We start from the raw sequence: 20,710 nt of genomic DNA on the forward strand, positions 1-20,710 counted from the left end.
CCTCGTCAGGCCTGGTCGAGGACCGACGCCGGGAGGTCGATGTCGGGGACGAGCTCGACCAGGAGGTCGCGGACCCGTGCGTCAATGTCGGCGATGATGGCCCGCACGGTGGCTTCGTCCTGGCCGCCGGGGTCGGCGACGGGCCAGTCGATGTACTTCACGCCGGGGACGTAGGGGCACTCTTCGCCGCAGCCGAGGGTGATGGCCATGGTGCTGGTCGCGATGGTGTCGCGGGTGAGGAGCTTGGGCTGCTCACCGGAGGTGTCGAGGCCGAGCTTCTCGAGGACCTCGGCGACTTCGGCGTGGATGTGCTCGCCGGGCTGGGTGCCGGCGGAGAGTGCGCGGACGCGGCAGCCGGCGTAGTGCTCGGTCAGGACTCGGCTGATGACGGAGCGGCCGCCGTTGCGGATGCAGGCGAACACGACTTGTGGAACGTCGGGCTGACCGGCCGCAGTTTCGGGGCTGGTGGTGAGGTCGGTCTCGGTCATTGGGGCGCTCCTGAGGGGTCGGTCGAGGAGGGGCGGGTGTCGGGCTGGGTGGTGGCGCGGTCGGGGAAGAACTTGCGAGCCCAGAGGCTGACGTAGACGAGGCCGACGAGGACGGGGACCTCGATGAGCGGGCCGACGACGCCGGCGAGTGCTTGGCCGGAGGCGACGCCGAAGACGCCGATGGCCACGGCGATGGCGAGCTCGAAGTTGTTGCCGGCGGCGGTGAAGGAGACGGCGGTCGCGCGTTGGTAGTCGAACCCCAGCGCCCTGGTCAGCAGCATGGAGCCGCCCCACATGAGGGCGAAGTAGACCAACAGCGGTACGGCGATGCGGACGACGTCGAGAGGCTGGTTGGTGATGGTGTCGCCCTGGAGCGCGAAGAGCAGGACGATGGTGAACAGCAGCCCGTAGAGCGCCCAGGGTCCGATGCGGGGCAGCAGGGTGGTCTCGTACCACTCGCGGCCCTTGGCGCGTTCGCCGAGGGTGCGGGTGAGGAACCCGGCGGCGAGCGGGATGCCGAGGAAGACGAGCACGGACTTGGCGATGCCCCACATGGAGACGTCGAGGTCGGTCTGGTCGAGGCCGAGCCATCCGGGCAGGACCTGGAGGTAGAAGTAGCCGAGGACGGCGAAGGCCAGGATCTGAAAGACCGCGTTGATGGCCACCAGGATGGCGGCGGCCTCTCTGTCGCCGCATGCGAGGTCGTTCCAGATCAGCACCATGGCGATGCACCGGGCGAGGCCGACGATGATGAGGCCGGTGCGGTACTCCGGCAGGTCCGGGAGCAGCAGCCAGGCCAGCGCGAACATCAGTGCTGGGCCGAGGACCCAGTTCAGGACGATCGAGGTCGCCAGGAGGCGGCGGTCGCCGGTGACGTGGCCGAGCTCGTTGTAGCGGACCTTGGCGAGGACCGGGTACATCATCACGAGCAGGCCGATGGCGATGGGCAGGGAGACCGAGCCGATCTCCACCTTCGCGAGGGCGTCGTCGAGGCCGTCGACGAGCCGGCCGAGCAGGAGGCCGGCGACCATGGCCACGCCGATCCAGGCCGGGAGGAACCGGTCCAGGGTCGAGAGCCGCTGGAGTACTGGAGTGTCGGCGCCGGCGGCAGGCGTCTCGCGGACGGCGTCGCTCATGCCGAAGCCCCCGCCATCTCGTTGGCGTTCGCGGTGTTGCCGGTGGCGAACAGGGCTCCAAGCGCGGCCATGACCTCGGGTCGGGCGATGTAGTAGACCCAGGTGCCGCGCTTCTCGCGGTTCAGCAGCCCGGCCTCGTGGAGGACCTTGAGGTGGTGGCTGATGGTCGGCTGGGACAGGTCGAAGTGCGGCAGCAGGTCGCACACGCATGCCTCACCGCCCTCGTGGGACAGGACCAGCGAGAGCAGCCTCAACCGAGCTGGGTCGGCCATGGCCTTGAGCATCGCGACCACGCCGGCGGCCTGCTCGGCGCTGATGGGCTCGCGAGCCAACGGGACGCAGCACGCCAGCCCGTCGGCCGTGAGGGGTGCGCAGTCACTCTGCAAAGACTTCGACATGCGTGAATGTTGACATACGTCGATACTTCCCGCCACATTGACACTCATCAACATCGACACTCGTCCATGCCTCGCACCCAGGGTGGGGTGCTGCTACTCGACTGGAGCTGTCATGCACACGAACACGGGTCCCACGTTGGCCGCGACGCACGCTGAGCTCGTCGGGGAGTTCGCCGGCGTCTTCTCCTCGCAAACGGTCGAGCAGATCTTGGAGGACAGCTATGCGCGGTTGCTCCCGGCGAGCATCGAGGGGTTCCTGCCGTTGCTGGCTGAGCGCTTCGCACGTGAGCGGCTCCGGGCAGCCTCCCGGGCCATGCCCGGGCGCGAGGCGCTGCGCCCGTTGGTGCTGTTCGTGTGCACAGCCAACTCCGGGCGCTCGCAGATGGCCGCAGCGTTGCTCGCGCAGCGCTCAGCTGGTGCGGTGGAGGTCGCTTCGGCCGGGACCCGACCCGGTGACCACGTCCAGGACGAGGTCACCACTGTCCTTGCCGAGGTGGGGGTGTCCACGTCCGAGCTGTTCCCCAAGCCGCTGACCGATGAGGTCGTCTCCGGTGCGGACGTGGTCGTGACCATGGGCTGCGGTGACTCGTGCCCGGTGCTGCCTGGGCGGCGCTACGTCGACTGGGACGTCGCCGACCCCGTCGGCGCCGACCTCGACGTCGTTCGGCGGGTGCGAGACGACATCGACGCGCACATTGCTTCGCTTCTCGACGAGCTTCTGCCTGACCGTGGTGCCAAGGCTGCCTCAGCGCAGCTCTGAGATGGCGCCCGGCTCCGCGTCGACGTCCTGCTGAGCCGGGCGGTTCTTGGGGGTGGCGCCGGCCATCAGGGCGGCGGCGACGCCGGCTACGGCTGCGAGGACCAGGAACGCGTCGGCGTAGGAGCCCAGCGCCTGGGCAAGTGTGGCCCCGACGAAGGGGGCGATGGCAGCGGCGGCGAGCGCTGGTGCGGTGAGGATGCCGTTCACGGTGCCGTACGCGGTCGGGCCCCATCGGTCGGTGACGGCGGTGGCCTGAATGAGTGTGTAGATGCCGCGGGCGAGTCCGAGGACCATCCCGAGCACGATGAGCGCGGCAGTGGACGTCGGCGCCAGGGCCAGCGCGGCGGTCGCTACCGCGAGGGCAGCCAGCACGACGACGCCGCGGACGGTGACCGAGGTAGCGGCCGCGAATCGGGCGTAGCCGAGGCGTCCGGCGACTTGCCCTACGCCGCCGAGGCCGAGGGCGACGGCGGCGAGGTTCCGGCTCAGGCCTTGCTCGACCAGCATGGGCACGAGGTTGATGACGACCGCGAAGACGGCCAGTGCGGTGAGGGCGTTCGCTGCCACCAGCAGCACGAACGGCCGACTGCGGACGGCTGCGGCGGCCTGTGCCGTCGAAGGTCCGACGGGTGGGGTCGGCGTCCCCTCGCCCCCAGCATGGTCGGTCGTGCGCCACGGGTGGTCGAGTCCCCACCAGTGCAAGGGGATCGTGATGAGGGCCAGGCCGGCCAGGAGGATGAGGTAGGCGCCGCGCCAGCCGACGAGGTCCTCGAGGAGTGAGGCGAGTGGGGCGAACACGGTGCTGGCCAGGCCGGCGACGAGCGTCAGGGTGGTGAGGGCACGTACCCGTTGCGTTCCGCCCCAGTGGGTCAGGGCGGCGAACGCGGGCGGGTAGAGCGTGCCCATGGCGACCCCGACGAGCGCCCATCCGAGGTAGAACAGGGCGAGGTTCGGGGCCAGCGCCACGCTGGCAACCCCCGGGATGGCGACGAGTGACGCGGCGGTCATCACTCGGCGTGGGCCGAACGCGTCGATGTGCCGACCGACCCAGATCCCGACGCCGCCGGAGAGGATCTGGGACAGGGAGAACGCGCCGGTGATCGCGACGCTCGACCAGCCGGTGTCGGTGGCGATGGAGGACTGGACAGCAGCGAACGCGTAGTAGAGGACACCCCAGGACACGATCTGCACGGTGCTCAGCACCGCCACCACGTGCCGCAGCCCGGCGGCGTCGAGTGTGTCGCCGCCGCCGGGCTGCGGGCGGGTGTGGGTCACCCGCAGGAGCTGCCCGCGGCGCTGGCAGCGCCGGCACTGGCGCCGAGGGTGATCAGGTGCGGCTCTACAGCGGCGGGCCCGCAGCAGCCGCCGCCACTCGCTGCGCCGAGGTCGGCGAGGTCGTCGGGATCGTCGAATGCGCCGGCGCCGTTGCAGACGCCGGTCTCAGGCAGGACGAGGTCGACCCGGTCGGCGGCTACGAGGTCACCGTCGAGCGCGGCGACAACGGAACGGACCTGCTCGTAGCCGGTCATGGCCAAGAACGACGGCGCGCGGCCGTAGGACTTCATCCCGACCAGGAAGAGACCCTGCTCGGGCTGGGTGAGCTCGCGGTGCCCGTGCGGAGCCACGTCCCCGCAGCTGTGGTGGTCGGGGTGGATCTGGTCGGCAAGCACCCGCGGGGCCTCGAGGGCGGGGTCGAGGTCGAGGCGGACCTCGGAGAGGAAGCCGAAGTCGGGCCGGAACCCGGTGACGACGATGATCTCGTCGACGTCGGACACGCTCTGCCCGTCGAGCGAGGTGATGCTCAGGCGACCGTCCGGCTGGGCGGTCACCGACGCGGTGCGGAACTGGGTGAGGTTGGTGACGATGCCGCTGGTGGCGGCGGCCTTGGCGTCCTGGCCGAGCTTGCCGCGCTGCTCGAGCTGGTCGTTGTCGCCGCCTCCGAACGCGTCGCCTACGGACGGGCGGCGCAGCAGCCACGACACCTGAGTGCCGGCGCCGGCGCCGGCGTCGGTCTTCGCGAGCTTGGCCAGGCCGACGAGGACTCCCTGGGCGGAGGCTCCCTTGCCGGCGACGGCGACGTGCTTGCCGGCGTAGCGTGCGGCGATGGCCGGGTCAGAGAAGTCGGGGATGCCGTAGGTGATGCGGTTGGCGTTCTCGGTCTCGCCGAGGGCGGGGTAGCCGTCGGCGCCGAGCGGATTCGGGCGCGTCCAGGTGCCGGAAGCGTCCACGACTGCGCTGGCAAGGAGCCGCTCGCGACCTCGGGACGTTTCGACGTGGATGGCGAACGGGTCACTCTCGCGCCCGGAGTCGACCAGCAGGTCCCGGCCAGCGCGACCGACACCAACGACCCGCGAGTCATAGCGGACCTGCCCGCCGGTGGTGCCGGCCAGGAGCTCGGCGAGCGGCTGCAGGTAGCCGTCCCGCCATTCACCCCCGGTGGGGTAGGCGGCGTCGTCCGGGGCAGTCCAGGTCCCGGACGCGTCCAGCAGGCGCCGCGCGGCGGAGTCCACAAGCTCGGACCACGAGGAGAACAGGCGCACATGGGCCCACTCGCCAACGGCCGCGCCGGCGTGAGGCCCGGCTTCAAGGACGACGAAGTCCATCCCCCGCTCGGCGGCGTTGGCGGCGGCGGCCAGCCCGATGGGGCCGGTGCCGATGATGACCACGGGGTGCTGCATCACTAACTCCTCAGTTCTTGGGCACTTCATCGACTGCAGTCGATGGACTCGATGTGAGGGACTGTATCGACGGAAGTCGATGGAAGCAAGGTACTCTTCGAGCATGACGTCGTCATCGGTCACCGACACGCAGTCAGCCCCGAAGTCCGCCGCGGCGCAGCCCACCGGGACTTTGCCGGGCAGGCCCGTGCTGCCGCTGCTGGACGCGGGCGAGCGACGCGAGACGCCCGGTTTGGGCAAGGCCGAGGCGGAGAGCTACGCCGAGTGGTTCGCTGTTCTGGCGGACCCCACACGGGTGCGACTCCTCCACACGGTCTCGACGTCACCGGCCGGCGCGATGCGCATCGGCGACCTCGCCGCAGCCCTCGGAGTCAGCCAGTCCACCTGTTCGCACCACGTGGAGCTGCTGAAGAAGGTCGGCTTCGTGGTCGTCGACAAGGTCGGCACCGCGAGCATGGTCTCGGTCAACGCCGCCTGCTGCACCGGACTCCCGCACGCCGCTGACGTCATCATGGGCACGCTCTCCTCGCCCCCGTGCTGCCCGGACGACCTGCCGGCCGACGTCACCACCCGCCTGGTGACCGAGGCCGACATGCCGGCCGTCCTCGCCATCTACGATGAGGGCCTCGCGACCCGCAACGCCACCTTCGAGACGACCCTTCCCACCGCCCAGCAACTACGCGACCGCTGGCTGCCCGACCTGGCCTGGGTCGCTGAGCTGAACGGCGAGGTCGTCGGATGGACCGCCATCACCCCGGTCTCGGCCCGTGACTGCTACGCCGGCGTCGGGGAGAGCTCGGTCTACGTCGCGCCCGCCGCCCGCGGCCGGGGTGTCGGCAAGGCGCTCCTGTACACCCAGGTCATGGAGGCCGACCGGGCCGAGCTCTGGACGCTGCAGACCTCGATCTTCCCCGAGAACCGCGCCAGCATCGCCCTGCACCACTCCGCCGGCTACCGCACCCTCGCCGTGCGCACCCGCATCGCCCAGCTCGACGGCGTCTGGCGCGACACTGTCCTGCTCGAGCGCCGCAGCGAGATCAACTGAGCACGCGGATGTCCGCCGACCGCGCCAGCTCCGGTGACGGGAAGGTCCGAGAAGTCGCGGTTGCCGTCGTCGGCGGTGGGCAGGCCGGACTGGCGGTCGGCTTCTACCTGCGCCGGGCCGGACTGCTACCCGGCGAGGACTTCGTCATCCTCGATGCCGCCGACCGACCGGGTGGGGCCTGGCCGCAGATGTGGGACGGGCTGCGGCTGTTCTCGCCCTCGACGTACTCCTCGTTGCCGGGCTGGATGATGCCGCCGTGGGATGACGCGTCCTGCGGGTTCCCGCCCCGCGACCACGTCGTCGACTACCTCACCCGCTACGAGCAGCGCTACGAGCTCGCCGTCGAGCGCCCGCGGCGAGTGCTGTCCGTCGAGAGGTCGAGCCACGGCCCCCATGAGCGCGAGCCGTTGCTGGTGCGCACCAGCCATGGCGATCTCACCGCCAGGATCGTCGTGTCGGCCACCGGCACCTGGACTCAACCTTTCTGGCCGGCCTACCCCGGCGCGCAGGGCTTCGCGGGCCGGCAGCTGCACGCCTCGCAGTACCGGCGGCCCGAGGACTTCGCCGGGCAGCGGGTCGTGGTGGTCGGTGGTGGCAACTCCGGCGCCCAGATTCTCGCGGAGGTCTCGACGGTCGCCGATACCACCTGGGTGACCACCCGGCCGCCGCGGTTCCTTCCCGACGACGTTGACGGCCGGGTCCTGTTCACCACCGCCACCCGACGCGTCCAAGCGCAGCTCGAGGGCCGCGACCACCCCGGCGTCGGCGGCCTCGGCGACATCGTGGTGGTGCCGAGCGTCCGCGAGGCACGCGAGCGCGGGGCCCTCGAGGCGCTGCCCATGTTCAGCCGGCTCGACGCCACTGGCATCGTGTGGGCCGACGACACGAGGCGCGACTCGGACGCCATCATCTGGTGCACCGGATTCCGGCCGGCTTTGCGACACCTGAGCCCACTCCATCTGAGCACCGTGGACGGGCACCCGCGCACGGGTGGACCAGCTGACACGCGGGCGACCGACGAGCCCCGGCTGCACCTGGTCGGGTACGGCGACTGGACCGGCGCAGCGTCCGCCACCCTCATGGGGGCCGGCCGAACCGCCCGCGACACCACCCGTGTCGTCGTTCAACAACTGGACGACGAGCAGGGGTCTGAGGCCATCAACGACTGATGGCGACGAAGGGGAGCGCGCTGGACGACGACTTCCAGCTGGGCGTGATCGTCGGCTCGCTCACCGCGTCCCTGGCTGGCCTGACACTGCTCTCCGCCCGAGCGCGGGCTGCGGGCGGGTCGTGGCTGACCAGTCTCGAGCCGGCGGTTGACGTCGACGGTGCGTCCTCCGCCCCAGGCCGGCTGTGGCCTGGTTGATCTCAGCTCGAGGGGGCGGTGACCTGCCGGGTCACCTGGTCTCCCGAGCGAGGAGGCCGATGAACTCGTCTGCCATCTCGAGCTGTCGGACCAGCTTGTGGCGTCGGTCAGCGGCTTCTGCCTGGACCGAGGCCAGACGGTCCCGTGCCTCGACCCGGACGGTGTCAGAGGTGGCGGGGTCTCGCAGCGCCTCGATGTCGTCGAGGACGGCCTTCATCTCGTCCAGGGTGAAGCCGAGCGGCTTCATGCGGCGGATGACCAAGATCTTCTCGACGTCGTCCTCGGTATAGAGCCGGAACCCGCCCTCGGTGCGACCCGAGGGTGCGAGCAGGCCCACCTCCTCCCAGTGCCGCAGGCTGCGCAGTGACAGCTCGGTCCGGGCGGCGACCTCGCCGATGTGCATGACGCCCGACGATGGCGGTCCGGCCTCGCGGCCCGCGTCCGACAACTCCACCCTGCTGGTCACCGTGGCCCCTCACGTCGCGTCAACTTCAACTTCAACTTCAACTCTACCCTTCCGTAAGGGTAGAGTTGTGTTTCAATCTTCCGCTGGCGATGGCGCCAGCACCCGGTCGCATTGTCTCGCACTCACAGCAGGTGCGGCGCACCGCGGCCGACGACCGCCACCCTTCACGCTCGATCGGAGCACCTTGCCTTGACCACGTCCGCGCCCGCCGTCGCGCAGCCCGTACCCGACAACAGTGTCAGGACAGCGCTGCGTTCGCCGAAGCTACTGCGCACCGAGGTCCTCGCCGGCCTCGTTGTCGCGCTCGCGCTCATCCCCGAGGCGATCTCGTTCTCGATCATCGCAGGCGTCGACCCGCAGGTCGGGCTGTTCGCGTCCTTCACCATGGCCGTCGCCATCTCGTTCCTCGGCGGGCGGCCAGCGATGATCTCGGCCGCTACCGGCGCCATCGCGTTGGTCATCGCTCCCGTCATGCGGGAGCACGGCCTGGACTACCTGATCGCCACCGTCCTGCTCGGCGGCCTCATCCAGATCGTGCTCGGCCTCGGCGGCTTCGGCAAGCTCATGCGGTTCATCCCGCGCTCGGTCATGGTCGGGTTCGTCAACGCCCTGGCCATCCTCATCTTCATGGCCCAGGTGCCCTACATGGTCGACGTGCCCTGGCTGGTCTACCCGATGATCGCCATCGGCATCGCGGTGATGGTCGGCCTCCCGCGGGTCACCAAGGTGATCCCGGCTCCGCTGGTCGCCATCATCGCGCTGACCGGGTTCACCGTCCTGGCAGCCGTCACCGTCCCCGACGTGGGGGACGAGGGCGAGCTGCCCAGCTCGCTGCCGAGCCTGTTCGTCCCCGATGTGCCGTTCAACCTCGACACGCTCCAGATCATCGCCCCCTACGCGGTGGCGATGGCGCTGGTCGGGCTGCTGGAGTCGCTGATGACCGCCAAGCTCGTCGACGACATCACCGACACCCACTCCGACAAGACCCGGGAGTCGTGGGGCCAGGGCGCCGCGAACGTCATCACCGGGTTCTTCGGCGGCATGGGCGGCTGCGCCATGATCGGTCAGACGATGATCAACGTGAAGGCCTCCGGGGCCCGCACCCGCATCTCGACCTTCCTGGCCGGGGTGTTCCTGCTCATCCTGGTCGTCGGCTTCGGCGACGTCGTCGCCATCATCCCGATGGCCGCGCTGGTCGCGGTCATGATCATGGTCTCGGTCGGAACCTTCGACTGGCACTCCATCCAACCCGCCACCCTGCGCCGGATGCCGAAGTCGGAGACCATCGTCATGGTCGCCACCGTCGCGGTCACCGTCGCCACCCACAACCTCGCCATCGGCGTCGTCGTGGGCGTCCTGGTCGCCATGACTCTGTTCGCCCGCCGCGTTGCCCACCTCACCGAGACCCGCCGCGAGCTCGTCGAGGACCGCGAGGGGAACGCCACGGCCGTGTACCGCGTCACCGGCGAGCTCTTCTTCGCCTCCTCCAACGACCTGTACACCCAGTTCGAGTATGCCGAGGACCCCGACCAGGTCGTCATCGACCTCACCGACTCGCACGTCTGGGACGCCTCCACCGTCGCCTCACTCGACGCCATCACCACCAAGTACGCCCGCAAGGCCAAGACCGTCACCATCATCGGCCTCAACCCCTCCAGCGCCGACCGCCACGAACGACTCACCGGACAGCTCGCCACTCACTGAGACCGTCCGCTGCTGCGCTGTCCGACCGTCCGCGTCTCGGCAGGACCGCGGGGATCGCGGCATGACCGAGCGGGTAGCCCTCGGTTCCCGTCGGGGCGGAGGAGGGCAGGGATCCTGCGGCGGCAAACTCAATAGCTTGATCTCGGGACGGTCTCCCGCGCTGCGAGGTCGGCTCTTCTGGGGGACTCGAGATCGATTTGAGTCGTGCCGCACTTATGTCCCGTAAACGCCAGCACAGGCAGCCCTACCGGAACAAGAGGGAGCAGAAGGATCGGCCGGGCTGAACGCAACTTTCCGGGGCCGGTTCGCCGAGTCGGCCCTTGTGGTGCGCCGAGTCGGCACTTGTGGCGCGTTGGTTCCGTCTGCTGGACCCGTGCCTGACGGAGCCGGGTGCGCCGGGTGCGCCGGGCAGTCGGCCGGGCCCGGCTCAGTCCTGGTTCTGTGGCGGCAGCGCGGCGACCATCGGGTGGTCCTGGCCGCTCACGTCGGTGTTCGAGGCGCCGCCGGGGGAGCCGATCTCGGCGAAGAACCCCACGTTGGCCTCGTAGTAGCCCTTCCACTCCTCCGGGGTGTCGTCCTCGTAGAAGATCGCCTCCGCAGGACAGACCGGCTCGCAGGCGCCACAGTCGACGCACTCGTCGGGCTGGATGTAGAGCATCCGCTTGCCCTCGTAGATGCAGTCGACCGGGCACTCGTCTACGCACGAGCGGTCCTTGAGGTCCACGCAGGGCTGCGCGATCACGTAGGTCATCGGTTCTCCTCCTCCACGGTCCACACGTCCGGGCCGTCGATCAGTGCTTGCAGGTCACCGGGCTCCCCGGCCGTCGAGAGCTGCACGCGGGCCTGGTCGTCGTACGTCGGGCGCTCGACCTGGCGGAAGATGCCGATGGGGGACTGGTGGAGGTAGCCGGAGTCGGTGAGCCGGCTGATCGCGAACGCCCTGGTGGGGTCGGGGTGGTGCGCGTCGTGCACGAGGATGTCCTCGGCTGCCACGCCGGCCACCTCCGCGACCCGCACGCCGCCGCCGGCGTCTCGGACCAGGCACTTGTGCCCGAGCCCGTCCTCCTGTGCGGCTCCGAACCGGATCTGCTCGCCGTGGACCAGCGGGATGATGGCGTCGGCCTTGGTGTCGGGGTTCTTGATCGCGTCGAACGCGCCGTCGTTGAAGATCGGGCAGTTCTGGTAGATCTCGACCAGCGAGGTGCCGCGGTGCGCGGCGGCCGCGGAGAGCACCGAGGTGAGGTGCTTGCGGTCGGAGTCGATGGTGCGGGCCACGAAGGACGCCTCGGCGCCCAGGGCCAGCGAGACCGGGTTGAAGGGGTGGTCGACCGAGCCCATCGGGGTGGACTTGGTGACCTTGCCGGTCTCCGAGGTGGGGGAGTACTGGCCCTTGGTCAGGCCGTAGATTCGGTTGTTGAACAGCAGGATCGTCATGTTCACGTTGCGGCGCAGGGCGTGGATCAGGTGGTTGCCGCCGATGGACAGCGCGTCGCCGTCACCGGTGACGACCCACACCGAGAGGTCCTCGCGGGCGGTGGCGATGCCGGTGGCGATGGAGGGGGCTCGGCCGTGGATCGAGTGCATGCCGTAGGTGTCGAGGTAGTACGGGAACCGGCTGGAGCAGCCGATGCCGGAGACGAACACGATGTTCTCGCGGCGCAGCCCGAGGCCGGGGAGGAACCCCTGGACGGCCTTGAGCACGGCGTAGTCGCCGCAGCCGGGGCACCAGCGGACCTCCTGGTCGGAGGTGAAGTCCTTCCCGGTCTGGCTCTCGCCCTCGCCCAGGGTCGGGACGAGCGCGGTCCCCAGCACCGGGTCGGGCAGGTCGGTGACGGTCGCAGGCGTGGTCATCGCAGGGCCTCCTCGGCCTCGTGGTCAGCGGTGGGAGCGACGCCGAGGGCGGCGAGCGACGCCAGCAGGATGTCCTCCATCTCCTCGGCGCCGAACGGCATCCCGCGCACGTTGGTGCGCGACTCGGCGTCGACGAGGAACTCCGCGCGTAGCAGCATCGCCAGCTGCCCGAGGTTCATCTCGGGCACCACGACCTTGTCGTAGCGCTTGAGGATCTCCCCGAGGTTGCGGGGGAAGGGGTTGATGTGGCGCAGGTGCACCTGCGCGACGTCCAGGCCGCGCCGGCGCACGCGGCGTACACCGGCTCCGATCGGGCCGTAGGTCGAGCCCCACCCGATCACCAGCAGCCGGGCCTCGCCGGCCGGGTCGTCGACCTCCAGGTCAGGGATGGACCGGGCGATCCCGTCCACCTTGGCCTGGCGGGTGCGGACCATGAAGTCGTGGTTGGCCGGGTCGTAGGAGATGTTGCCGTGCCCGTCGCCCTTCTCGATCCCGCCGATGCGGTGCTCGAGGCCGGCAGTGCCGGGCGGCGCCCACGGACGGGCAAGCGTCCCGGGATCGCGCAGGTAGGGCCAGAAGTCGGCCGTCTCCTCCCCGTCCTTGCCCACGCTCGTGTGGTTGGTGCCGGTGGCGAAGCCGGCCTCGATCCTGGGCAGCGACGCCACGTCGGGCAGCGCCCACGGCTCGGAGCCGTTGGCCAGGTAGCCGTCGGAGAGCAGCACCACCGGGGTGCGGTAGGTGACCGCGATCCGCGCGGCCTCGATCGCGGCGTCGAAGCAGTCCGCGGGCGCCTGAGCCGCGATCACCGGGAGCGGGGCCTCGCCGTTGCGGCCGAACATCACCTGGAGCAGGTCGGCCTGCTCGGTCTTGGTCGGCAGGCCCGTGGACGGCCCACCGCGTTGCACGTCCACGACCACCAGCGGCAGCTCCAGCATGACCGCGAGCCCCATGGCCTCGGCCTTGAGCGCGACGCCCGGCCCTGACGTGCTGGTCACGCCGAGGTGGCCGGCGTACGCGGCGCCGATGGCCGCGCCGATGCCGGCGATCTCGTCCTCGGCCTGGAACGTGGTGACGCCGAACGCCTTGTGCTTGCTCAGCTCGTGCAGGATGTCGGACGCCGGCGTGATCGGGTAGGCGCCGAGGAAGACCGGCAGCTCGCTGAGCCTCCCAGCCGCGACCAGGCCGTAGGAGAGCGCCAGGTTGCCGGTGATGTTGCGGTAGCGCCCGGCGGCGGCCTCGGCGGGCTTGACCTCGTAGCGCACGGCGAACGACTCGGTGGTCTCGCCGAAGTGGTAGCCGGCCTTGAAGGCGGCCAGGTTGGCGTCGCGGATCTCGGGCTTCTTGGCGAACTTGGTCGAGACGTAGTCGATCGTCCCCTCGACCGGGCGGCCATACATCCACGACAGCAGCCCGAGGGAGTACATGTTCTTGGAGCGGGCAGCGTCCTTGCGGGAGAGCCCGAACTCCTTGACCGCCTCGACGGTCATCCCCGTGAGGTCGAGCGCGTGCACCTGGAAGTCGGTCAGCGAGCCGTCCTCGACGGGGTCGGTCGTGTAGCCGGCCTTGGTCAGGTTGCGCGCGGTGAAGTCGTGGGTGTCCAGGACGATCACCGCACCCGGCTTGAGGTCGGCGACATTGGCCTTCAAGGCGGCCGGGTTCATCGCGACCAGGACGTCGGGGTGGTCACCCGGGGTGAGGATGTCGCGGCTGGCGAAGTGCAGCTGGAACGACGAGACTCCCGGGATGGTGCCCTGGGGCGCCCGGATCTCCGCGGGGAAGCTGGGCAACGTCGACAGGTCGTTGCCGAACGCCGCCGTCTCCTGGGTGAACCGGTCCCCGGTCAGCTGCATGCCGTCGCCGGAGTCGCCGGCGAACCGGATGATCACGCGTTCGAGCTGCTGGACCGGCTTCTCGGGTGCGTCTGTCATGGTGCTCCGATGGTCGAGGGGAGTGCGACGGAGGGACGCATATTAGTGATAATCAATCCTACGGAATAACCCGCGTTCGTCAAGGGCTCGAGTGTGCGTGACGCGGCCCGCCAATGGTTCCCAATCATGCCTATGATTGCTATGATCCAAGTCGAGTGATGGCCGTCGTCCCCGATGGTCCGCCCGAAGGTGAGGAGACCTGATGACAGTCGAGAAGCGGACCGCGAGCACCTACATCAGCTCGACCTGGATGGACGGCGCCTCGGGGGAGTCCTTCCTGTCCGTGAGCCCGTCGACTGAGGCACCCCTGGGGGAGACCGTGACCAGCTCGGTCGAGCAGGTCGACGAGGCGGTCGCGGCGGCGAAGGCGGCCTTCCACCCCTCCTCGCAGTGGCGCTCCTGGACCCCGCAGATGCGGGCTGATGCGATCAACAGGTTCGCCGACATCCTCGAGCGCGAGACCGAGCCCCTCTCGCGGCTCATCGCCTCCGAGGTCGGCACCCCGGTCGCCGCGTGCCGGGCGATGCAGGTCGGCGGCCCCATCGACGTGCTGCGCTGGTACGCCACCATGGCGCTCAAGGGCCCGCGCGGTGGCTACGAGCAGGCGCTCCCGCACTACGACAAGCCGGTCGCCTCGGGCAGCCTCCTGCACTACGAGCCCGTCGGCGTGGTCGCGGCGCTCCCGGCGTACAACTACCCCCTCAACCTCCTGGTCTGGAAGCTCGGCGGTGCTCTCGCCTCCGGCTGCACGACCGTCGTGCTCCCCTCGCCGCAGGGCCTGTGGAGCACGCTGCGGATCTTCGAGCTCCTCGACGAGGCCGGCTTCCCGCCCGGTGTGGTCAACCTGGTCACCGGGGGCCCCGAGATCGGCATCCACCTGACCGGCCACCGCGACGTCGACCTGGTCTCCTTCACCGGCTCCGACGCGGTCGGCGCCATGGTGATGTCCCAAGGAGCGCTCGGGTCGCTGAGCAAGGCGGTCCTCGAGCTCGGGGGCAAGAGCCCCAACATCGTCCTCCCCAGCGCCGACCTGCCCGCCACCGTCGGCGCCTCGATCCTGCGGTTCGCCCGCAACGCCGGCCAGGGCTGCGCGGCCTGGAGCCGGATCCTGGTCCCCGAGGAGAGGGTGGACGAGTTCTGCCGGCTCGCCGAGGACTTCATCGCCGGGGTCAAGGTCGGTGACCCGATGGAGGAGGACAGCGTCGTGGGCCCGGTGATCTCCGCGGCCCACCGGGACAAGGTCGAGGGGTGGATCGCCGAGCTGATGGATCGCGGCGCCAGCTGGGGTGCCGGCGGCGGCCGTCCCGAGGGCCTGGACCAGGGACACTTCATGCGCCCCGGGCTGCTCCGCGACGTGCACCCCGACGACCCGCTGGCCGACACCGAGTTCTTCGCCCCGGTCGGCATGATCTTCGGTTACCGGGACGTCGACCACGCCATCGAGCTCGCCAACAACACCCGCTACGGCTTGGCCGGCAACGTCTTCGGCCCGCTCGACGAGGCGATCCAGGTCGCCCGCAGGATCCGGGCCGGCACGGTCACCGTCAACGGCGGCTCCGGCATGCGGCCCGACGCGCCCTGGGGCGGTCCCGGTCGCAGCGGCGTCGGTCGCGAGCTGGGCGAGGACGGCTACGCCGAGTTCTTCGAGGTCAAGCACATCCAGTACGCCCTCGCCGGCATCACCCGCCCGCCGGGCACCTGAGCCGACCCGACAGCACCCGAACAGAAGTGGAGAGCACCATGGGACGTTTCGACGGCAAGACCGCCATCGTCACCGGCGGCGCCCGGGGCCAGGGGCGCTCGCACGCGCTGCGTCTGGCCAGCGAGGGGGCGAACGTCGCGATCCTCGACATCGCCGGCCAGATCGACTCGGTCGCCTACCCGATGTCGAGCACCGATGACCTCGCCTCGACCGAGCGCGAGCTCAAGGAGCTCGGGGCGGAGGTCCTCGCGATCCAGTGCGACGTGCGAGACCAGGAGGCCGTGAAGGCCGCGGTGGCCGCGACCGAGGAGCGGTTCGGCGCCATCGACATCGTCCTCGCCAATGCCGGCATCATGGCCAGCTACGGCAGGAACAAGCACGACATCGCCGCGTGGCACGACTCGGTGAGCACGATGCTCAGCGGCGTCTACTACCTGCTGCACGCGGTGACCCCGGGGATGATCGAGCGGGGTCGGGGCGGCGCCATCTGCATCACCGGCTCCACGTCGAGCTACATCGGCGTCGCCTACAAGGAGGAGATGCTGAACCCGGGCCAGATGGGCTACGGCGCGGCCAAGACCGGCGTGCTGTCGCTGATGCGCAACTTCGCGATGGTGCTCGGCAAGCACGGCGTACGCGTCAACACCGTCATCCCGGCCGGCGTCAGCACGAAGATGATCGACAACGAGTTCTTCACCGCGGACCTCGCCGGTGACGCCCCCGGTGGGTGGATGGCCAACGTGATGGAGCGCGGGCCGGTCGAGCCCGAGGAGATCACCAACGCGGTGACCTGGCTGTGCTCGGACGAGGCGCGCTTCGTCACCGGCCAGACGCTCGCCGTCGACATGGGCACCCTCCTGCTCTGACCGGTCGGCCGTACGGCGTCGCCACGTCGTACGGCGTCCGGGTGTGAAGTGTCGGCTGACGGGCCTGTCGCCGAGTGACCCAGGCGGAGCCGCCCGGCAGGGGCGGGCCGACCAGAAAGCGAGACGATCGTGGAGTTCGGAATCCTGATGGGCGACCAGCCCGTCTCAACCCCGCCCGAGGAGCATCTGGACCTGATGCTGCGCAAGGTCGAGGCGGCCCAGAAGGCGGGCTTCACCTACATCACCATCGGCCAGCACTACCTGTACGACGGGTTTCGCTGGCTGCAGCCGGTCCCGATGCTCGCGCGGCTCGCCGCCGAGCTCGACGATCACGTGAAGATCGGCACCACCGTGCTGGTCGGCCCGCTGCACCACCCCGTCCAGCTGGCCGAGGACCTGGCGACCCTGGACATCATCACCCGGGGCAAGCTGGTGGTCGGGATCGGCACCGGCTACCTGCCGCATGAGTACGAGGTCTTCGACAAGCCCTTCAAGCAGCGCTACTCGCTGCTCGAGGAGCTGATCGAGGTGATGACGAAGCTGTGGACCCAGGACCGGGTCACCCACCACGGCAAGTTCTTCGACATCGAGGACCGCCCCACCCACCTGCACCCGATCCAGAAGCCGCGTCCGCCGATCTGGCTCGGTGCGATGAAGGAGATGGGCGTCCGCCGCGCCGCGCGTCACGGCGACGTCTGGACGATCACGCCGCAGCAGACCATCGAGCAGGTCGAGCAGCTGGTCGGCGCCTACCTCGATGAGCGGGCCACCTACGACCTGCCGCTGACGAAGTTCCCGCTGCGCCGCGAGCTGCACCTGGGCGCCGACCCGGAGGACGCGCTGCACAAGTTCGCGGACGTCGCCCGGGTCAAGTACGTCTCGTACGCCGACCAGGGAATGCAGCTGCTCGACAAGGAGCGCGTGGAGCGCGAGTTCCTCGACAACGTCAAGGACCACGTGCTGCTCGGCACTGGAGAGCAGGTGCGGGGCCAGATCCGCGACATCGCCTCCAGGCTCCCGGTCGGCCCGCTCCTGGTCCGACCGCACTGGCCGGGGATGGACGCCGAGCAGACGGCCGCCTACCTCGAGCAGGTCGGTCGCGAGGTCGTCGCGCCGCTCCAGGACCTGGAGAGCATTGGCTTCGAGGAGCTGGCGGCGAAGCAGCCCGCGTGAGGTCCTGCCTTTCAGAGCATTGCTGAGGGCCGTCCCGGTGTGACCGGGCGGCCCTCCTCTCACGCGGCCGCTCAGGTCGGCCGGCACACTGCTGGCGGTTCGGAGAGCATGAGGGCTGGCGCGAGACCCAACCGAGACTGCGTGGCGAAGACCTCTGCCTGCCCCGCGCGTCCCTCTCGGGCCCAGCGTCTCGTCGCGCGCCTCGCAAGGGGCGGAAGGCCCCCGGACTCCGACGGCCGCACGGTTGGGGGTGGGACCGCGGTGAACGACTGACGCCTAAACGGATTGACGCAGTCCGTTTAGCACCCCTAGCGTGGCAGGGGTCACATCGTCGACCGCTGGGAGTGCCCATGGTCCTGCTGGAGCTGCCCGAGTCGGAGGTCGTCGAGACCTTCATGGAGCGTGGTTGGACCGACGGGCTTCCGGTGGTGCCACCGACGCCGCCGCGCGTCGAGGCGATGCTCGCGACCGCGGGGCTCGCGCCGGACGACGTCGTGGGCGGGATCCCGCGCCGCGGCCGGGTGCTCACCGCCGAGCTGGCCGCGGTCAACGCCGTGATGGCCGGCTGCAAGCCGGAGTACTTCCCGATCGCGGTCACCGCGATGGGTGCGGCGCTCGACCCGGTCGTCAACGCCAACGCGACTTTCACCAGCACCGGTGGCGCGGCCACCTGCATCGTCGTCAGCGGCGCGATGGCCACCGAGATCGGGATGAACGCCGGCCACAACGCGCTCGGCCCCGGCAACCGGGCCAACATCACGATCGGGCGTGCCGTGCGGCTCATGGCGCGCAACGTCTTCGGCGCCGCCAGCGGCGACATGGACGCCTCCTCGCTCGGCAACGCCGCGAAGCTCAGCCTTTGCTTCGCCGAGCTCGACCCGCCGGAGCCGTGGCAGCCGCTGCGTACCCGTCTCGGGTTCGACGACGCCGACACCACGGTCACGGTGATGGCCACCGAGGCCTCCCGGCAGATCGCCAACCACCTCTCGGAGGACCCGGAGGACCTGGTGCGGACGTTCGCCTCCGTCATCCGCGTGCCGGGGTCGTTCCCCGTCGGCAAGGGTGGTCAAGGCGTCCTGGTGGTCGGGCCGGAGCACTCGCTGGCGCTGCGCAACGCGGGCCTGACCCAGGCCGAGGTCGCCGAGCGCGTCGTCCGCGCCAGCCGCATCCACCCTGACGAGCTCGTCGCCAACGGCGTACCGCTCGAGGTCGACAGTGCCCACGACATGACGCCGGGGGAGGACGGGCTGCTGCCGTCGATCGTCTCGCCCGACGACCTCGTCCTCGTCACCGCCGGCGGCGGGGGACCGGGCTGGTCGGCCTACATGCCCGGATTCGCGCCCGCCATCCACAGCCGGGCCGTCACCCGGCGCGTCCGCACCGCCGCCGACGAGGTGCCCGACTGCGGGCCGGACGCCTGCGAGGTCGACTTCTCGCGCCTCGGTTCCAGCCTCACGACGCCCGCCCGTTGACCACCCGCCCGAGGAGCCCACGATGAGCGCAGAAGCGACGATCCAGGTCCACGTCCCCACCCTCCCCGAGTCCGAGGTCGAGCAGGTCCCGATGGCGCCGCGTACGGCAGCCGAGGGCGCGCTGCGACTCGGGTTGATCGACAACGGCAAGCCCCGGGCCCGCGAGCTGCTGCAGATGCTCGCCGAGGAACTCGGGACCCGGCTGCCGATCGCCTCCGTCGAGCTGATCAGCAAGCCTTCGGCCGCCAACCCGATCTCCGACGAGGAGGCGGTCGGGCTCGCCTCGCGCGTCGACCTGGCGGTCGCCGGGCTCGGCGACTGCGGCGCCTGCACGGCCTGCTCGGTGCACGACGCCCTGCTGATGGAGCGCCATGGCGTGCCGGCGACGGTGCTGATCACCGACGTCTTCGTGTCCACCGTCGCCCGGTTCTCTGCCGTGCTGGGCACGCCGGGCTACCACAGCCTGGTCGTGCCGCACCCGGTCGCGGTGAAACCGGCCGAGACGCTGCGCCGGCTCGCGGCGGGCGTGGCCGACGCCGCGGTCACCCAGCTGGGCGCACCCTCGCCGGCGTACGCCGGATGACCGCTGCCGACCGAGCACCCGGCCGCCCGGCCGCGCGGCGGCCCCGCGCCGACGGGGTGCGCAACCGGGCACGGGTCGCGGAGGCGGCGTACGTGGTCTTCGCGGAGCGGGGCCTCGACGCCACGGTCGCGCAGGTGGCCGAGCGCGCCGGGGTGGGGAGCGCGACGGTCTTCCGTCACTTCCCCACGAAGGCCGACCTGCTCGACGAGGTCGCGCGGCGGTGGCTGGAGGACTGGGCCGGCTACATGGAGCGCCGGCTCGGGACGGGACCCGACAGCGATGGGCAAGCGGGTTTCGCTGACCTGCTCCCAGCGCTCTTCGACCGGCTGCGTCGGGACCGGTTCACCCTCGACGTGCTGCGCGCTGCGGCGCGGCATCCCGAGGTCGAGCGGGCCCGCCGGCAGACCGAGCGCCTCTTCACCACTGCGCTGCAGCGCGCCGTCGCGGAGGGGCAGGTGCGCCCCGACATCACGTACGCCGACCTGACCGTCCTCGTGCTGGGCGCGGCGGGCCAGCTCGCCGACTTCGAGGACTTCGACCCGGCGCGGTGGCGTCGGCACGCGGACCTCGTCTGGGCCGCGATCCGGGCCTGAGCCGCAGCCCCTCAGCCCTCGACCGGCCGCTTCAGCATGAGCCCGGCCCGGTGGGCGATGTGCACGACCTCGTCACGCTGGTTGTAGCCGCGGTGCTCGAAGGTGACGATCCCGGAGTCGGTGCGGCTCTTGGACTCGCGCTTGCCGAGGATGGTGGTCTCGGCGCGCAGGGTGTCGCCGTGGAAGACCGGGTTCGGGAAGTCGAACTTCGTGTAGCCCAGGTTGCCGAGCGTGGTGCCCATCGTGAGGTCGTAGACGATCATCCCGCCGATGAGGCCTGCGGTGTAGAGGCTGTTCATCAGCCGCTGGCCGTGGGGGTGGTGGTGCTTCATGTACTCCGCGTCCAGGTGGAGCGGGGCGGGGTTCATGGTGATCGAGGTGAACAGCACGTTGTCCATCTCGGTGACGGTGCGCGACCAGGGGTGCGTGAACTCCTGGCCCTCCTCGAACTCTTCGAACCACATGCCGGGCATGGGGTGCTCCTCTCTGCGGTGGTGCCGG

General features: G+C 70.3%; 20 protein-coding genes. 10 read left to right on the top strand and 10 right to left on the bottom strand.

What is annotated here, in order from left to right:
• Positions 1-5: 5 nt before the first annotated feature.
• The 3 genes from HOQ23_RS04480 to HOQ23_RS04490 are packed head-to-tail and all read right to left on the bottom strand — an operon-like array spanning position 6 to position 2,022.
• Entirely contained in the window at positions 6-488 is a 483-nt protein-coding gene (locus HOQ23_RS04480; protein WP_172212197.1) for a low molecular weight phosphatase family protein, read from the bottom strand.
• Positions 485-1,624, bottom strand: a complete 1,140-nt coding sequence (arsB, locus tag HOQ23_RS04485; RefSeq protein ID WP_172212199.1) for an ACR3 family arsenite efflux transporter — start codon at positions 1,622-1,624, stop codon at positions 485-487. The genes HOQ23_RS04480 and arsB overlap by 4 nt, the downstream gene beginning before the upstream one ends.
• Positions 1,621-2,022: a metalloregulator ArsR/SmtB family transcription factor gene (locus HOQ23_RS04490; protein ID WP_172212201.1), complete on the bottom strand. Its 402-nt coding sequence runs from the start codon at positions 2,020-2,022 to the stop codon at positions 1,621-1,623. The genes arsB and HOQ23_RS04490 overlap by 4 nt, the downstream gene beginning before the upstream one ends.
• Positions 2,023-2,134: 112 nt before the next feature.
• Between HOQ23_RS04490 and HOQ23_RS04495 the strand changes: the two genes are divergently transcribed.
• A complete protein-coding gene (locus HOQ23_RS04495; RefSeq protein ID WP_172212204.1) occupies positions 2,135-2,782 on the top strand; it encodes a low molecular weight phosphatase family protein in 648 nt (215 codons plus the stop codon).
• Here HOQ23_RS04495 and HOQ23_RS04500 read toward each other — a convergent pair.
• Positions 2,768-4,057: an MFS transporter gene (locus tag HOQ23_RS04500; protein ID WP_216653597.1), complete on the bottom strand. Its 1,290-nt coding sequence runs from the start codon at positions 4,055-4,057 to the stop codon at positions 2,768-2,770. The two genes, HOQ23_RS04495 and HOQ23_RS04500, sit on opposite strands and share 15 nt — an antisense overlap.
• Complete coding sequence (locus tag HOQ23_RS04505; RefSeq protein WP_253945139.1) at positions 4,054-5,460, bottom strand: FAD-dependent oxidoreductase; 1,407 nt, start codon at positions 5,458-5,460, stop codon at positions 4,054-4,056. Before HOQ23_RS04505 ends, HOQ23_RS04500 begins: the two co-directional genes overlap by 4 nt.
• A gap of 103 nt (positions 5,461-5,563) precedes the next feature.
• Here HOQ23_RS04505 and HOQ23_RS04510 point away from each other — a divergent pair, with 103 nt between their 5' ends.
• Together HOQ23_RS04510 and HOQ23_RS04515 are read left to right on the top strand one after the other, a co-directional pair.
• Positions 5,564-6,505, top strand: a complete 942-nt coding sequence (locus HOQ23_RS04510) for a metalloregulator ArsR/SmtB family transcription factor (protein WP_172212208.1) — start codon at positions 5,564-5,566, stop codon at positions 6,503-6,505.
• Between the two features lie 8 nt (positions 6,506-6,513).
• Entirely contained in the window at positions 6,514-7,674 is a 1,161-nt protein-coding gene (locus tag HOQ23_RS04515) for an ArsO family NAD(P)H-dependent flavin-containing monooxygenase (protein ID WP_172212210.1), read from the top strand.
• A gap of 228 nt (positions 7,675-7,902) precedes the next feature.
• On the opposite strand, the gene HOQ23_RS04520 is transcribed toward HOQ23_RS04515, so the two are convergent.
• A complete protein-coding gene (locus HOQ23_RS04520) occupies positions 7,903-8,274 on the bottom strand; it encodes a MerR family transcriptional regulator (RefSeq protein WP_172212212.1) in 372 nt (123 codons plus the stop codon).
• A 252-nt stretch (positions 8,275-8,526) separates the two neighbouring features.
• Here HOQ23_RS04520 and HOQ23_RS04525 point away from each other — a divergent pair, with 252 nt between their 5' ends.
• Entirely contained in the window at positions 8,527-10,041 is a 1,515-nt protein-coding gene (locus HOQ23_RS04525; protein ID WP_172212214.1) for a SulP family inorganic anion transporter, read from the top strand.
• Between the two features lie 427 nt (positions 10,042-10,468).
• On the opposite strand, the gene fdxA is transcribed toward HOQ23_RS04525, so the two are convergent.
• From fdxA to HOQ23_RS04540, 3 genes are read right to left on the bottom strand one after another with little or no spacing between them, the layout of a single operon-like run.
• Positions 10,469-10,792, bottom strand: a complete 324-nt coding sequence (gene fdxA, locus HOQ23_RS04530; RefSeq protein ID WP_172212216.1) for a ferredoxin — start codon at positions 10,790-10,792, stop codon at positions 10,469-10,471.
• A complete protein-coding gene (locus HOQ23_RS04535) occupies positions 10,789-11,892 on the bottom strand; it encodes a 2-oxoacid:ferredoxin oxidoreductase subunit beta (RefSeq protein ID WP_172212218.1) in 1,104 nt (367 codons plus the stop codon). The genes fdxA and HOQ23_RS04535 overlap by 4 nt, the downstream gene beginning before the upstream one ends.
• The gene (locus HOQ23_RS04540; RefSeq protein ID WP_172212220.1) at positions 11,889-13,820 is read right to left on the bottom strand and encodes a 2-oxoacid:acceptor oxidoreductase subunit alpha; all 1,932 of its coding nucleotides are present in this window, start codon (positions 13,818-13,820) and stop codon (positions 11,889-11,891) included. Before HOQ23_RS04540 ends, HOQ23_RS04535 begins: the two co-directional genes overlap by 4 nt.
• 202 nt (positions 13,821-14,022) lie before the next feature.
• Here HOQ23_RS04540 and HOQ23_RS04545 point away from each other — a divergent pair, with 202 nt between their 5' ends.
• The 6 genes from HOQ23_RS04545 (at position 14,023) to HOQ23_RS04570 (ending at position 20,209) form a co-directional block, all read left to right on the top strand.
• On the top strand, positions 14,023-15,522 hold the full coding sequence (locus tag HOQ23_RS04545) for an aldehyde dehydrogenase family protein (protein ID WP_172212222.1): 1,500 nt from the start codon (positions 14,023-14,025) through the stop codon (positions 15,520-15,522).
• 38 nt (positions 15,523-15,560) lie between these two features.
• On the top strand, positions 15,561-16,388 hold the full coding sequence (locus HOQ23_RS04550; protein ID WP_172212224.1) for an SDR family oxidoreductase: 828 nt from the start codon (positions 15,561-15,563) through the stop codon (positions 16,386-16,388).
• 129 nt (positions 16,389-16,517) lie between these two features.
• Entirely contained in the window at positions 16,518-17,561 is a 1,044-nt protein-coding gene (locus HOQ23_RS04555; protein WP_172212226.1) for an LLM class flavin-dependent oxidoreductase, read from the top strand.
• Positions 17,562-17,911: 350 nt separating this feature from the next.
• Positions 17,912-19,033 (top strand): hypothetical protein, encoded by a 1,122-nt coding sequence (locus HOQ23_RS04560; RefSeq protein WP_172212228.1) that lies wholly within the window; start codon positions 17,912-17,914, stop codon positions 19,031-19,033.
• A gap of 22 nt (positions 19,034-19,055) precedes the next feature.
• Positions 19,056-19,616, top strand: a complete 561-nt coding sequence (locus HOQ23_RS04565) for a UGSC family (seleno)protein (protein ID WP_172212230.1) — start codon at positions 19,056-19,058, stop codon at positions 19,614-19,616.
• Positions 19,613-20,209, top strand: a complete 597-nt coding sequence (locus tag HOQ23_RS04570; RefSeq protein ID WP_172212231.1) for a TetR/AcrR family transcriptional regulator — start codon at positions 19,613-19,615, stop codon at positions 20,207-20,209. The genes HOQ23_RS04565 and HOQ23_RS04570 overlap by 4 nt, the downstream gene beginning before the upstream one ends.
• Before the next feature lie 11 nt (positions 20,210-20,220).
• Here the strand turns inward: HOQ23_RS04570 and HOQ23_RS04575 are convergent, their stop codons facing one another.
• Entirely contained in the window at positions 20,221-20,682 is a 462-nt protein-coding gene (locus HOQ23_RS04575) for a MaoC family dehydratase (RefSeq protein WP_172212233.1), read from the bottom strand.
• Positions 20,683-20,710: the final 28 nt, after the last annotated feature.

Origin of the sequence: Nocardioides sp. zg-DK7169, assembly GCF_013155365.1 — a bacterium.
Classification (GTDB): Bacteria; Actinomycetota; Actinomycetes; order Propionibacteriales; family Nocardioidaceae; genus Nocardioides.